Source organism: Fervidicoccus sp. SLHALR4, from assembly GCF_058692745.1.
The window spans coordinates 1,428,802-1,442,696 of record NZ_CP182483.1 but is presented as its reverse complement, the minus strand read 5'-3'; the positions used below and the strand labels follow the sequence as shown (position 1 = coordinate 1,442,696).

The window sequence follows — 13,895 nt, the reverse complement described above, 5'->3', positions numbered from 1 at the left end:
ATGAAAATGGAGAGACTATCAAACATGCTTTCGATGGATCTTGCCGAGCGGGATTTTCCAGTAGCAGATAAGGACGATACACTTACCCACGCCTTCAGGCTAATGGAGAAGCACTCGGTTGACAGAGTTCTCGTTACTGATGACAAAGCGCTAGTTGGTATAATGACGAAGAGAGATGTGCTTGGGAAGCTGATGGTCGAGAGGACCAGGCTCACCAGCGCTTCGAAGCTGCACATATCGAGTTTCATGAGCCAGCCGGTGATAGTTGCGCCTCTCAGCTCTACGCTCAAGGAAAGCGTAAGCCTGATGGTATCGAAGAGAATAGGTTCTGTCCCTTTGACGGAGAACGAAGAACCGAAAGCTCTCCTCCACAAGATCGACCTGGCAAAGGCTTTCACGGAGAATGACGATCTCGCAGTGAATGATCTGATGCAGCCGCTTCCAAAAGCAGCTCACCTCGGAGAGAGGATACTCACCCTTAGAGAAGAGTTCCTCCGCGGCAACTTAGTGCTGGTGCCTGTGCTTGATACCAGCGGAAGGCTGCTGGGGATGGTTACTGCCAGCGAACTGGCAGATGCTTTGCTGATCTATCATGAGAGGGTGGGGGAATCAAGCAGGAAGAAGGTCAGGAGAGAGATCTTCGTGGAGGACATAATGTACAGGCCCCCCCTCACAGTGGAACCTGAGGATCCGATATCAGTCCCGTCGAAGCTCATGCTGGACAGCAGGAAGCCGGGCGTAATTGTTGCGAGGAAAGAAGAGGTTGTCGGGATCCTGACCGCCGAAAGTTTAGTGAACTATCTATATACCGTTTTTTCCAAATGAAGTTGCTCAATGTGCGGTAGAGTTCTTCAAAAAAGCAATGAGCCTGCAGATTCATGGAGAGCAGAGGAAGATCCAGGCCGAAATTCGGAGTCGATGCGATGCTGGGCAAGCTGGCAAGGTATCTCAGAATTTTAGGCTATGACACCCTTTACTGGAAAGAAGCAGATGATAGCGAAATTCTCGAAAGGCTCAAAGAGGAGGAAAGGATACTGATAACCAGAGACAGGCGTCTCTGCGAGGATGCCATAGATGAAGGTTTGAGCGTGGTCTGCTTTCCGGTGAACCTTCCTTTGAAGAACCTCCTCTCATGCTTGAGAAGCGCTGGCCTCATATCTCTTTCGTTTGATCCGGAAAAGTCCAGATGCCCCCTCTGCAATGGAGAGTTGATCAGGACAACTAAACCTCCAATCTCCTACGGTACCAAAAAAAGAGAGTACTTCCTCTGCAAGAACTGTGGAATGATTTATTGGGTCGGAAAGCACTTATATTATATTAGAAAGGTATTAGGTGAAGCAGATGCTGAGAACTGTTGAACCCGAAGAGCTGACGCTTGAAGATGGGGAGTATCTTGTAAAAAAAGCGAGAGAGAGCGTGGAAACCTATTTCAGAGGGGAGAAGCCAGACCTCAAGGATTCTCCTGAAAAGCTGAGAAGGCCCGGAATTCCATTCGTGACCATATACATGCTGGGTGCAGGTGGAAAGCAGCTCAGAGGATGCATAGGCTATGTTGCCCCAGTAATGCCCCTGATTGAAGCTACAGTAGAGGTTGCGAGAGAGGCTGCCTTCAATGACCCCAGGTTCCCCCCACTATCTCTTAGAGAATACCCGGCAACTATCTTCGAAGTCACAGTTCTTTCTGAGCTGAAGCCCATTCCAGCGTCTCCGAATGAAAGGCCTAAATTCGTCAAGATTGGAAAAATGGGACTGATGGTAAAGAAGGGTCCGTTTTCGGGACTCCTCCTGCCGCAGGTGGCAGTCGAGGAAGGGTGGAACGAAGTTGAGTTCCTCGAAAATACCTGCATGAAGGCGGGACTCCATCCCGATTGCTGGAAAAGAGAGGATACTCAGTTCTTCTACTTTTATGGAAGAATATTCGAGGAGGAAGAGAGCTTCGGGAGGGTTGTCAAGAGGAAATTCGATAGAGGCCCTGCCGAGCTATGAAAGCAGCAAACCTCATATTGACTGGGCTCTCCAGCAGTAGTGGAGCACAGTTGGAACATCCATACCGTTTAATCGATTTAGAATTTAGCTTCAGCTTAACTCTGATATATCATTAAGCAAGTTTCAAGCTTGCCGGTTCTCATCATCAGCATGTTTTAATATATAATGAAATCAGAATTAATAATATTTCTTGAGGAACCCGAAATGGATTTCGAAATACTTGCGAGGACATTTGATGAGCTCGAAAAGATAAGCTCGAGAATAGCTCTGACAAATGCACTCGTAGATCTCTTCAGGCAGACTCCGAAGGAGGAAATAAGGAGGGTCGTCTACCTTCTCCAGGGGAGGCTGTGGCCTGACTGGAAAGGTCTCCCAGAGCTGGGTGTGGCCGAGAAGCTGCTCATTAAAGCGATCAGCCTATCGACCAATGTCAGAGAGGAGGAAGTAGAGAGGCTGTTTAAGGAGACAGGTGATCTTGGTAAGGTGGCCGAGCAGCTCAAAAAGAGCAGGGGGCAGCAGCCAGCTGGGTTGCTTCAGTTTCTGGGCGGGGGCGAAAAGAATAGGCTGAGCGTCGCTAGAGTTTACGAAGCCCTTGTAAAGATCGCAATGGCAGAAGGGGAGGGGAGCAGGGAGACAAAGCTGAGGATCCTCTCTGGGCTCATAAAGGAGGCCGGTCCACTAGAAGCAAAGTTCATTGTGAGGTTCGTCGAGGGGAGGCTGAGAATAAACATTGGAGATGCGACCATTATGGACGCCCTCGCCATTGCTTATGGAGGTTCGAAGAATGAGAGGCAGATAATAGAGAGGGCTTACAACTTGAGGGCTGACCTGGGGGAAATCGCTGAGCAACTAGTCAGCGGAGGGATCGAACACCTGAAGAACATAACCCCCAAGTTCGGGATTCCTATAAGACCCATGCTGGCTGAAAGGCACAGGGATCCGAAGGAGATGCTCGAGAAGGTCGGGGGAAGGGCATTCGTGGAGTATAAGTACGACGGCGAGAGAGCTCAGATACACTATAGCAAGAAGCAGATCATGATATTTTCCCGCAGGCTGGAGAACATTACCCACCAGTATCCCGACGTCGTGGAGGCAATAGGGAACTGCATTGATGCAGAGGAAGCAATAGTTGAGGGGGAAATAGTCCCCTTCGATCCTGAAACAGGAGAGATGAGGCCGTTTCAAATCCTCATGACGAGGAAGAGGAAGCACGACATCCACAAGGCAATGAAGGAGGTTCCTGTCAAGGTTTTTCTCTTTGACATAATGTACCTCAACGGAGAGGACCTCACCAACCGCCCCTTGCCGGCCAGAAGAGAGGCACTAGAGAAAATTGTGAAGCCAAGCGATGTCGTGGAAATCGCGAAGTATGTGGTGGTGGAAACCCCAGAAGCACTGGAGAAGTTCTTCCTAGAAGCTATAAGCAACGGAGCAGAAGGGGTGATGGTGAAGTCAATAAGCGATAAGAGCATCTACCAGGCCGGAAGCAGGGGTTGGCTGTGGATAAAGTACAAGAGAGACTACAAGAGCGAAATGACCGATTCAGTGGACCTCGTCGTCGTAGGAGCATTCTACGGGAAGGGGAAGAGGGCTGGAAAGCTCAGCACACTTCTCCTGGCTGGATACGACGAGGAAGAGGACGTCTTCAGAACAGTCTGCAAAGTAGGTACAGGGTTCACTGACGAAGAGCTCGATAGGATGACTAGGATGCTCAGAGAAATAGCCATCGACCACAGAGATCCCAGAGTGGTGAGCGAAGTTGAACCAGATGTATGGGTCAAGCCTGTGAAGGTGGCCGAAGTCATTGGGGCTGAATTAACCCTAAGCCCCCTCCATACCTGCGCCATGGATTCCATCACTCCGGGAACTGGAATAAGCATAAGATTTCCAAGATTCATTAAATGGAGGGATGACAAAGGCCCTGAGGATGCTACTACCTGCAAGGAGCTGGTCGAGATGTACAGAATGCAGCTGAAGAAGATGGAAGAGGAAGCTCCAGAATCGCAGGAGGCATGAGCGAACAGCAGCTCCATGCAGAATGAGACCGGTTGAAAAATTGCCAGCTCTTTCTTTCTATGAAGCAGGCGAAAAGCGGGTAACTTCACTCCTCGAACGCTTCCTTTCCCCCGCTTTTTCTCTCCTCTCTGAAAATATCCACCAGAATCAGCTTGAGCGCCTCAGATATCCCGCTTTCGATAACAGGAGTCATGTACTTCGACTCCACGGCAATTTCTCTCAGAACTTCCCTATCATCGAAGAAAGAGATCTTGGCATTTTCATCTATCATGTTGACTTGCTTTCTGATCTCGGAGATAAGCTCTGGTGTTTTCTTGGCTTCAAACAAAAGCCTGGCCTTTATCCCGGTGGAAGTGCGCGTTATGATTGCAATCGTCTCCTTTCCTGCTCTGACTTCCATCAGGCTTTCTTCTACACCTTTCCCCTCATCCGGAGAAGCTTTTCCAAGCGTCCCCTCTACGTAGGCCAGCAAGAACTCCAGATACTCAACTTCCTTCTTCCTCCTTTTTATCTCATCTTCGAGGAACTTCTTCAACTCAATGAGCTTGTCCCTGTTCATGGAGCTATCAACACTTTATTTTTGACAGAGGCAATTATAAAAAAACTATTGGCTTATGAGGAGCATCGAAGGTCTCAGGAAGAGGTCTTTAACTATATAAAACGCGAGCTCAATACAACGTAGGATAAGAAGTCTCAAAGGCGTTCGTCAAATTGAGAGAGAAGCAAGGCTTGCTGATTTCCGCGGCTTTTCTGATAGCCGTCTTCATTTCGGGATCAATAGCTTCGGCAGCGGAAGGTCAGGAGGTTCTGAGCATCTACGCTCCAGCGGTGACGAACTCAGGAGGAGCAGTCATCGAAATAAGAGTTGGAATAGCTCCGGGAGGTACAGGAAAGCTCTCAATCAGCGGCGCTCAAAGCATTGGAAACGATACGCTTTTCTCCTCTATTCTCGCATTTTACATATCGTTCCTCCTGTCTGACAGGGATCCCTTCGAGTACAACGCATCTATCTCCTTCAATTCCGATCTCTCCGGCATAGAGGGCCCAAGCGCAAGTCTGGGGATCGCTGAAGCTTTCTACATCCTGTCCAGCGGCAGGACGCCGCCCCCCAGCATCAATGATACGGTGATAACAGGCGCTGTGGGTATCGACGGCTTGTCAATCATGATAGGAGGAGTTCAGGAAAAGCTTTCTGCTGCGTGCGGGGCAGGAGCTAAGAGCTTTGCCCTCCCAGTTTCAAACTACCTATACGATAGCTCCAACCTGAGCGGATGCAGCAACATGTCTCTCCTCCCATCAGCTGGCATCCTCTCTCTGAACTCGCAGCTCTATGGCTACGGCTCGTCTCTTTTCAATTTTTCGGCATCCTACTTCTACCCGAGAGAAGTTTCGGACGAGATGGGGAATGCAGCTCTTCACTACTTGAACGAGACCCTTTCGGCTGACAGCTCCCTCAGCAACTCCTCAGCAGTTGATGCTGTCATTTCATCGCTTCAGACTGGCAGGAACTATACTGCTGCCAGCCTAGCCCTTTCCCTCTACGTTTCATCAGTTGAAAAATCATTGATGAAAAACATCACATCCAGAAGCTTGCTGGATTCCTATTTATCTGAGCTGAGTTCGGCTCTGAATGACACTAGAAAAACGCTGAGAAGCACCGAAGCATTTATTCTCTTGGAGCCCTCGATACCAGTTCCAGCGCTTGAAGCTCTCTCTACCGCGGAGTCCCGTCTTTGGGAAGCTGAAAACTACATCAGAGAGAGCTCCTCCTCGAATGACCTGTCGAGCTCCATTCACTACGCAGCGAGCGCCCAGGGAAGAATAGCTGCGGCTGAAACTTGGATGCACCTTGCAGCTCTGAATTGGTCAGGCTACCCCTCACTATCGGTGAGCCAGGCGAAGAATTCGCTGAGCAAATACGCAACCTTTCTTCAAGCAGCATCTTCATATCTCGGATCCATTGTTGCGGAGAGTGGAAGCCAGAGCCTTTCCTCTTACTACGGCGATCTGCTGAGCAACCTCAACTATGCTGTTTCGCTCGAAAAAGACGACGAGCTCTTTCTCAAATACGCTCTCTTTTCAGAGCTGACATATCAGCTTTCCTCAGCTCTCACATCGATGAATTTCCAAGAGCCGAGCTCCTTACCGCAGTATATATCTGAAGCATCGAAGGTCTTCGCAGTAATCTACTCCAACATACTCAGAAACGGCCTCATATCTGCGATTCCGCCTGCTTACATGGAGTATTCTGCTTACAAAGGCCTCGACGATGAGACAAGACTGATGATGGTCGAAACAGCGATTTCTTGGTCCCTTCCGCTCCTGTTCATTTCGCTGAGCACTCAGGCGACTGGAGAAAGATACCAGCTTTCAGTCCAGATCGCAACTGGAAGCATACTGGCATCTTTGATAGTAATATGGGCAATTGTAGGGATGCTGGCTTCACTTATCTCTGTTGCTCTCTACAGAGCGACAAGGAGGTCTTGGTAGCACCAGCTCTGCTAACCCACGCCTCCCTTCTCTGAGGAAGATCTGAGGAAGCTGAGAACCTTTTTTATATCCAGAATGATCTCCTGCTTAAGGCCCGGCTTTCTCAAGGCTGCTGCCGGATGGTAGGTCACAAACGATGGAAATGCTTCTCCCCGTATCACAGTTGTACCAGGCTTCCCCCTGTTTTCCTCAACTTTTTTGATTTTAGGAATTCTCCGATAGGGAAGGCTTTCATTGTAAAGGTACGTGGCTGCTGTGGAGCCGAGCAGAACTATGACCTTTGGACGGACGATAAGCATCTCTCTCTGAAGATAATCAGAGCAGGAGAAGACTTCCTCTCTTCTCGGCCTCCTGTTCTTCGGAGGACGGCACTTCACTAAGTTCGTTATATAAACTTTCTCCCTCTCGGTTCCCGCTTCTTTCAGAGCCTCATCCAGCAGCTTTCCTCCCCTTCCAACGAAGGGGATTCCCTCGAGATCCTCTTCTCTTCCTGGGGCCTCTCCTATGAAAACCATGTCGCTCCTGTGATTTCCCCAGCCTGGAACAGCCTTATTTCTCGTTGCGTGAAGGGGGCATTTTCTGCACTTTATTATTTCTTCTTTCAGCGCTTCAAGCCCCTTCTCGGCCACGATCCTCATCACCGGAGAATTCCTTCCAGACAAAATGCTCACTCAAAGTGTAGTTGAAAATGAATCCGAGAAATATACCTATCAAGTTCGAAAGGAGCGCTTCAATTCCGAAAACTTTGGTTAAAAAGATCAGTGTAGCGTAGTTCACCAAAACTCCAACAGCCGTTGAGAGATGATACTTGAGAATTCTCACAGGCAGGCTCTCTTCTCTCCTGCCCTTAAACGTGAAAATGGAGTTGAGGAAGAAGTTGCTTAGGATGCTGCTCTCTATCCCGAGAGCTGCCGACGCCTCCAGAGGGATTCCAGTTCTGTAATATAGAAGCCAAAGCATCCCTTCATTCACGAAGATCCCCGATACTCCGACTGCCATGAACTTCAATACCCTGAATTCATTGAGAGCGAGGATGTGCCATATGAAGTTCAGAACTTCCCTGCTGCTGAGCTTGCTTTTCCCCCACTGCCTCTTTTCAAATATGTAGCTTACTTCAACTATCCTCTCAGGAGGAACTCTTCCCTTAACGATCAGCTCGAGCAGGATTTTGAATCCTCTCGGATTGAGCCTTTCCCGCGCTTGAAGGAAAACGCTTCTCTTCAGGGCGAAGAATCCTGACATTGGGTCGCTTATTTTCCTGGTTTGTGGGAGGAGCATTTTCGAGATGAGGGAAGCAGTTCTCGAGACAACCCTTCTGAAGAGAGAGAGCCCTCTGTACCCCTCTCCCTTTCTCACTCCAATGGAGACATCAGCCTTTCCCTCGATTATTGGATGAATAAGCCTGCCTATCGCCTCTGGAGGGTGCTGGAGATCAGCATCCATCACAACCAGAACGTCTCCAGAAGAGCTTTCAAGCCCCCTCACTACAGCTGTGGACAGCCCTCTCTCTCCCGTCCTCACAATGACTTTTACCCTGTCCTGAATATCGAGCTCCTGCGCAGCCTTGAGCGCTGCTTCCGCCGTCTTGTCTGGGGAATCATCATCAACTATTATTATTTCGAAGTCGATGCCTTCGAGAGCTTTCTTTATTCTCGAGATGAGCGGGAGCATGTTTCCGCTCTCATTATATGTGGGAACTACAATGCTTACCTTCGGTTTTTCCGTCATCTTATCTCTCAGCTCCTTCGCTGATCAATTCCTCCATGGCACCAAGAGGAGGGAATTCGAGGAGATCTTTGTTTTCAATGTCCAGAACAATCGGGACCCCCATTTTTATGTTTCCGTGCTTCCTTATCAAAGGTGAAAGATAGCTTTCAGGGTTGAGAGATATGGGGTTCCCAGACTGATAGTAGCCCGCGGCTGGTAGCACGAGGATCTCCTTCTTCTTGCTCCCCTTAACGGGGACCCTGAGGAAGCATGGAAGCTTCAGAAAAGAACCGATCTCATCTCTCAGCGTGAGAGAAGGGTGCTCGTGCCCTATTATTATCAAGTCATGCTTGAGGGCTTCAGAAGATTCTCTGTGGCCGTGAAGAATGAAAACGCTCTTCCCTAATTTCATGTTCGGAAGCAGCTTGACGTCCATCTTATCCGTGATTATGGAAACATAGTTGTCGTGGTTCCCCCTTATCAACACGACCTCATCAAAAAGATCCTTAGCTCTTCCGAAGAACTTTATGATCTCCTCCCTTTCCTGGATGGTCAGCTTGCTGAAGCTGTTCTTGATATCCCCGTTTATGATGAGCCTTCTCACCCCCATGCCGCTCAGCGATTCTATCAGGAGGAGGGCCATCCTCAGTTGCTTCTTTGGCAGGTAAATGCCGCTCTGCGCAACCTCTTCCTCATAGCCCAAGTGGAGGTCAGCAATTATTGCTGTCCTCAGCTCTCTGTGGAACGCAACGGGAAATCCTGGAAGCAGAGAAACTTCGCCTACCTCTATCATTTTTCTATACCAGCCTTTTCATTTGTCGAGTTTGATTGTAATTTTCTTTTTGCGCAACGTTCAAACGCTAGTTTTTCTTTCGCTAGTTTTTCTTTAAGAACCGTCATCAGAATATAAACCTCCGGTCTTCATATCAACAATTCATCATAGTGCTTGCTGCTGCTAGCATTTTTCTCCCGATATTTTAAGATACTGGTTTTTCTGAACATATGTACTTAGGAGGATGGATGTACTCTTCGATAAGTTTATTTGCTGCGGAAAGAAAGGACTACGTGATGATGACGTGGGCAGCCCTTGACCTGATTGGGATGATGCTCCTAGTCTCACTCTGAATTTTGAAATTGACTCAAAGCCGAGTCATGCTGGGACTGCCATGAGTATGCCATCCCTGTTCTGTATAACCTCCGAAACCACAACGTCTCCTGCCTCAAAATCCATTTTCCTGCTGACCAGCGTGAAGACTCTGTCTTTCTTCTTTGACAGAGCGAGGTACTCGTTCCTTAGCAGGCCTTCCCCTACAACTGTTAGCTTAAGCACCTCATGCTTCTTATAGGGGATTGGAATTCTCGGAGCTCTTTCTAGGCCATAATCTTCTGGAGACAAAATCAACTTGATTCCATACTTCTCCTCGAGGCGCTCAAGAAAGCTTCTGAATTCGGACCAGCTGACTTCTCTCACTCCTTCCGGCTTCCTCCCGTACTTGTGGGCTACAAATTTCTGGATCCCTAACGGAGGAATTTTCCCTCCGAGCCCCATCTTGATAACCAATTCAATTATGTCTTCAATATCTTCATCATTTACTCCGGGAAGCCATACGGGTGCAATATGAACATCCATTCCCTTCTCCTTCCAAGCATAACTTATAAGATCAATAACCCTCCTCACCGAATAGGCAGAATTTCCCGCCAGAATCTTCCCCTTCTCCTCATTCGTGGTATCAATGCTCACATTCAATCTCTCCACTCCAGCTTCCCTGAGCTGATCTATAAGCTTCTCGCTTGCGGGGAAAAGCCTTGTCTCCACAGCTATGCTTTTGACTCCTCTAACTCTCCTCACAGCTGCCACGAATTTGGGGAGATCAATGTTTGTGATGGGATCCCCTATTCCATCGAAGAGGACATGGACTTCCCCCTTAAATCCAACAGCATACTCTACCCACTCCGCCAGCCACTGAGGATCTGAGAGGATGAAATCGCTCTTTCTCTTCGAATGCGGACCTGCTGCCACGCTGCAGAATCATGCATGAAAGAGGGCACAGCGAAGTTACTCTCACCTGAAGGTTGTTGTAGCCTCTGTCTATTATACCGAATGCTATATGTCCAACGAGCGGAAATGGACGAGAGATTCGGTACACTCTTCCTATCCTCGATATCCCAATGCTACTGCTCAGGGTAACCATCGAATTTTCCGAACCTCCACGAAGAGGGATTAGAGACTCCAACAACATACATGAACAATGTCCTCCTTATTCCTCTGCTATCCATGAACCTCCTGAGCAGAACAGGCTCCCAGCCTTTTATAGGAAAGTCCAGAGTAATTACCCTGGAGCCCGCCCTGAGCTCTTCGTCCAGCTTTCGGGAGATCTCCTCAATAAACGATGGAAACATATAGATGTATATCACATCGAATTCGTTATAATCCACCTTTCTAGCATCTCTGCAAATAACCCTGAACCTATCGGAGACGCCGTTATAAACAGCATTTGCCTCCGAAAGCGCGCACAAATCCTCTCTTATTTCTATGCATGCGGCCATGCTCTTTGCATATTTTGCAGCAATCACCGCAGCTCTTCCATCTCCGCAGCCAATATCAGCGAACTTAGTTCCCTCACCGACTTCCCCAATGCTGATGGCATGCAGAACAGCTTCCATTGGCGATGGGATCCAAGGAGCGTCAGCGCTTCCCGACTTAGGCCAAAGCGGGATCCGCTCGTCCATTCGTCATCCCTTAAGTTAAGTTTATATATAGTGCTGAAAGGTAATAATAAATCGAACCTACAAACATAGGCATAAGGTGTAATGCATGGAAAAGGGAAAAATATTACCTCTATTCACAGTTGCTCTACTATTGTTGGGAGTACTCGCATCATCATCGATTGGAATGGCACAGACAGCGAACTCAATAAAGCTGCTCGAGTTCAGCTCTTCAGGAGGCCTGTTCATGAGCCCTTGGAATCCTGTAGATGGATTCCAGGATATATACAGCCAAAACCTCTGGCAACATGTTAGAGAATGGGGATTGTATTCAGCACCAGACACGGGAATGCCGGTTGAGACAACTGCAACATATCAATATATAGGCAACTATACCGTTGAAGGAACTACTGCTGTTCCGCACATTGTGATACCAGCAAGCGCTCTCGTATTCGATCCATTCATGCTTAAATGGGTTCCCATGAGCGTCGCCGCTGCTAACCAGACATACGCTTCATACATAAACGAACAGGGAGTGGAGAATCTAGTAGGATTCCTCCAGAGCGTTGGAAACTACCTGCAGGGGAACGGAAAAGCTCAGGTAGAAATAATATTCAACTTCGATCAGGTTCCATGGCATACCCGCATAAACTTCAGCGTGGCTGATGTTCTAGCCTGGCTGGCCTTCATGTGGAGGTGGACTACCGATACAAGCGTCTTGACAAATCAAACTGATCAATATTATGATGCAGATTTCGCCGGAGCTGTAGGTTCTATGGTGGGGATGATCGAGGGAGTCCAGATAATCAACGACACTGCCATCGCAATATACACCAACTACGTTGATGTAGATCCGTCGCTTATAGCTTCCACGATAATACCATATCCACCAGTTCCATATGAGCTCTTGGCTTCTATGGAACTTGCTGTCATAAACAGCACGAATCTATGGTGGGAGGACACCACTACTCCCGAAGGAGGAACACTTACTGGAATTGATATGCTGGTTAATGCTCCTGAAATAAAAGCAGCTGCTCAAGCCCTCACTCCTTCCAAGCTCTATTACTTCAATGGCCTCAGCACATACGGCTACAACTATGGTAACGACCTCTCAACAAGGACTTCTGCTCTCATCAATTGGATCAACACTCACGGCGTTGCTGCCGTCAGCAATGGTCCATTCTACGTGGATTCATACAATGCACAGTCGAACACTCTGGTCCTGAAAAGCAGAACTTTCCTGGGCCTACCGAAAATAAAGTATCATTACAAGAACCTAGTGGTTCCGGGGCTCGATGAAATACTGGTTGAGTCTGTCACCACAGAAGATGCTGGTATCCAGGCAGTGAGGAGCGGGACGGCTGACGTATTCTTCTATGCCGAGCCAATAAGCAAGATTGGAACTGTCCCCTCTACAGTGACCCTTATTCCAACAACAACAACATATAACGATATCAGTGTTAATCCTGTCAGCAATATCTACGACCCGACTAAGCCTGGGCAGATTAAGCTCAAAGACAGAACCCTCAACGGGACGGTAATACCTGGGCTTGTGCTATATAACCCCAGAACAGTGCTGGATACAGATCTCTCAATATACGGCCACCCAGACTGGGTTCCCTTCAACCTGCTGAACTTGACAGTCATGAAGGATCCGCACTTCCAGTTCAACCCAATGGGGATCGACGGCGTAAGATTTGCATTGAACCTGCTGATCAACAGGAACTCACTAGTACAGAACATCTATCAGGGAAGCGCAGCTCCAATGCTCAGTGCTATCGTTCCGTTCGCGCCTGCTTACAAGCTGTTAAACATAAGCAAAGTGGAGCAGAAGGTGGGCATATATCCCAGCGGAGATATTAATGCTGCTGTCGCTCTGTACAACCAGTCAATAGCAGCTGTGAACGAAACGCTCAACGCATACGGCCTATCACTGAATTATATTCCAGACTCCAGCGGAACTCCATGGCTGACGTTGATCCTGCCAGACGGGACTCAGAAGACAGTCACCATTTACTTCGAAATCAGAGTAGATGATCCGTTTAGACTAGCCATAGGAGAACAGGTAACAACGTGGATACAGCAGTACTTCCACATAAAAGTACAAGAAGATAAGATACAAAGAACTGTTACTAAAAAAATATTCTATACCGATATGGCCACATTTGCATTCGGAGATCATCCTTGGAGTTTATATACTGAAGGATGGCAGACCACAGTCGATGAGCCAGCTGTTTGGGCGAGATACGATGTCGCGCAGATGTATGCTCCATTCGCAAGCTACGGACTCAACCCAACTCCAAATAAACCTGATCAGTGGTATCTCTTCAATGAAACAATTTACCAGCTCGGCCAGAAGCTGGCGTTCGGAATTTACACTCCACAGCAGATCAGCGACCTCTACAATGACATCATTACTCTGGATGCGATGGGAATGCAGCAGTCTCTTAGGATATTCCTGAACGTTGCCCTCTCATATTATATGGTGAACGGCGCTAAGGTTGTCGTACCGCTTTACGGATCCCAGACAGGACTGGGAAGCATGTGGGGACTGAACACAGCATATGTTGTTGGAGCCACTACAACAACCACTTCTCCAACTACAACGACAAAAACAACTGCTCCAGCAACCACGACTACAACCACTCCTCCAGCTACAACGACAACTACCGGCGCAACAACTGCACCGACAACAACCACTTCTCCAACTACAACGACAAAAACAACTGCTCCAGCAACCACGACTACAACCACTCCTCCAGCTACAACGACAACTACCGGCGCAACAACTGCACCGACAACAACCACTGCAGCAGGAGGTATGTCCACAGGGGCTATAGTGGGAATTGCTGTTGTGATAATCATCATTATAGCAGGGCTAGCTTGGTGGCTCATGAGAAGGAAATAAAAATATATTAATTTTTTTGAAAACAATAAAAATTTTTATCACCATTATTCTCAAATTTGATTATTTAACAAAAAGCTTTATA

Annotated in this window: 13 protein-coding genes; 7 read left to right on the top strand and 6 right to left on the bottom strand. The window is 48.1% G+C overall.

Features of this window, described 5'->3' with window-relative positions:
• Positions 1 to 6 precede the first annotated feature (6 nt).
• The 4 genes from ACLGLO_RS07810 (at position 7) to ACLGLO_RS07795 (ending at position 4,002) form a co-directional block, all read left to right on the top strand.
• The gene (locus ACLGLO_RS07810; protein WP_492128326.1) at positions 7 to 825 is read left to right on the top strand and encodes a CBS domain-containing protein; all 819 of its coding nucleotides are present in this window, start codon (positions 7 to 9) and stop codon (positions 823 to 825) included.
• A 53-nt stretch (positions 826 to 878) separates the two neighbouring features.
• Positions 879 to 1,358 (top strand): Mut7-C RNAse domain-containing protein, encoded by a 480-nt coding sequence (locus tag ACLGLO_RS07805; protein ID WP_492128325.1) that lies wholly within the window; start codon positions 879 to 881, stop codon positions 1,356 to 1,358.
• Positions 1,342 to 1,986: a TIGR00296 family protein gene (locus tag ACLGLO_RS07800; protein WP_492128324.1), complete on the top strand. Its 645-nt coding sequence runs from the start codon at positions 1,342 to 1,344 to the stop codon at positions 1,984 to 1,986. Before ACLGLO_RS07805 ends, ACLGLO_RS07800 begins: the two co-directional genes overlap by 17 nt.
• Before the next feature lie 204 nt (positions 1,987 to 2,190).
• A complete protein-coding gene (locus ACLGLO_RS07795) occupies positions 2,191 to 4,002 on the top strand; it encodes an ATP-dependent DNA ligase (RefSeq protein WP_492128323.1) in 1,812 nt (603 codons plus the stop codon).
• 85 nt (positions 4,003 to 4,087) lie between these two features.
• Here the strand turns inward: ACLGLO_RS07795 and ACLGLO_RS07790 are convergent, their stop codons facing one another.
• Positions 4,088 to 4,561, bottom strand: coding sequence for a hypothetical protein (locus ACLGLO_RS07790; protein ID WP_492128322.1), 474 nt, complete (start codon positions 4,559 to 4,561; stop codon positions 4,088 to 4,090).
• Positions 4,562 to 4,731: 170 nt separating this feature from the next.
• Between ACLGLO_RS07790 and ACLGLO_RS07785 the strand changes: the two genes are divergently transcribed.
• Complete coding sequence (locus tag ACLGLO_RS07785) at positions 4,732 to 6,492, top strand: S16 family serine protease (RefSeq protein WP_492128321.1); 1,761 nt, start codon at positions 4,732 to 4,734, stop codon at positions 6,490 to 6,492.
• An 11-nt stretch (positions 6,493 to 6,503) separates the two neighbouring features.
• Here the strand turns inward: ACLGLO_RS07785 and ACLGLO_RS07780 are convergent, their stop codons facing one another.
• Genes ACLGLO_RS07780 through ACLGLO_RS07770 form a run of 3 tightly spaced genes read right to left on the bottom strand, consistent with a single transcriptional unit; the run spans position 6,504 to position 8,992 of the window.
• Positions 6,504 to 7,154, bottom strand: coding sequence for a uracil-DNA glycosylase family protein (locus ACLGLO_RS07780; protein ID WP_492128320.1), 651 nt, complete (start codon positions 7,152 to 7,154; stop codon positions 6,504 to 6,506).
• Positions 7,102 to 8,220 carry a glycosyltransferase gene (locus ACLGLO_RS07775; RefSeq protein WP_492128319.1) on the bottom strand — a complete coding sequence of 373 codons (1,119 nt, stop codon included), beginning with the start codon at positions 8,218 to 8,220 and terminating at the stop codon, positions 7,102 to 7,104. Before ACLGLO_RS07775 ends, ACLGLO_RS07780 begins: the two co-directional genes overlap by 53 nt.
• Position 8,221: 1 nt before the next feature.
• Positions 8,222 to 8,992, bottom strand: coding sequence for a metallophosphoesterase (locus ACLGLO_RS07770; RefSeq protein ID WP_492128318.1), 771 nt, complete (start codon positions 8,990 to 8,992; stop codon positions 8,222 to 8,224).
• A 209-nt stretch (positions 8,993 to 9,201) separates the two neighbouring features.
• On the opposite strand from ACLGLO_RS07770, the gene ACLGLO_RS07765 reads away from it, so the two are divergent.
• Positions 9,202 to 9,324: a hypothetical protein gene (locus ACLGLO_RS07765; protein ID WP_492128317.1), complete on the top strand. Its 123-nt coding sequence runs from the start codon at positions 9,202 to 9,204 to the stop codon at positions 9,322 to 9,324.
• A 25-nt stretch (positions 9,325 to 9,349) separates the two neighbouring features.
• Here ACLGLO_RS07765 and ACLGLO_RS07760 read toward each other — a convergent pair whose 3' ends face one another.
• Both ACLGLO_RS07760 and ACLGLO_RS07755 read right to left on the bottom strand, forming a co-directional pair.
• The gene (locus tag ACLGLO_RS07760; protein WP_492128316.1) at positions 9,350 to 10,219 is read right to left on the bottom strand and encodes a radical SAM protein; all 870 of its coding nucleotides are present in this window, start codon (positions 10,217 to 10,219) and stop codon (positions 9,350 to 9,352) included.
• A gap of 152 nt (positions 10,220 to 10,371) precedes the next feature.
• Positions 10,372 to 10,929, bottom strand: coding sequence for an SAM-dependent methyltransferase (locus ACLGLO_RS07755; RefSeq protein WP_492128315.1), 558 nt, complete (start codon positions 10,927 to 10,929; stop codon positions 10,372 to 10,374).
• An 85-nt stretch (positions 10,930 to 11,014) separates the two neighbouring features.
• Here ACLGLO_RS07755 and ACLGLO_RS07750 point away from each other — a divergent pair, with 85 nt between their 5' ends.
• The gene (locus ACLGLO_RS07750; RefSeq protein WP_492128314.1) at positions 11,015 to 13,813 is read left to right on the top strand and encodes a hypothetical protein; all 2,799 of its coding nucleotides are present in this window, start codon (positions 11,015 to 11,017) and stop codon (positions 13,811 to 13,813) included.
• The last annotated feature ends 82 nt before the right edge of the window (positions 13,814 to 13,895 follow it).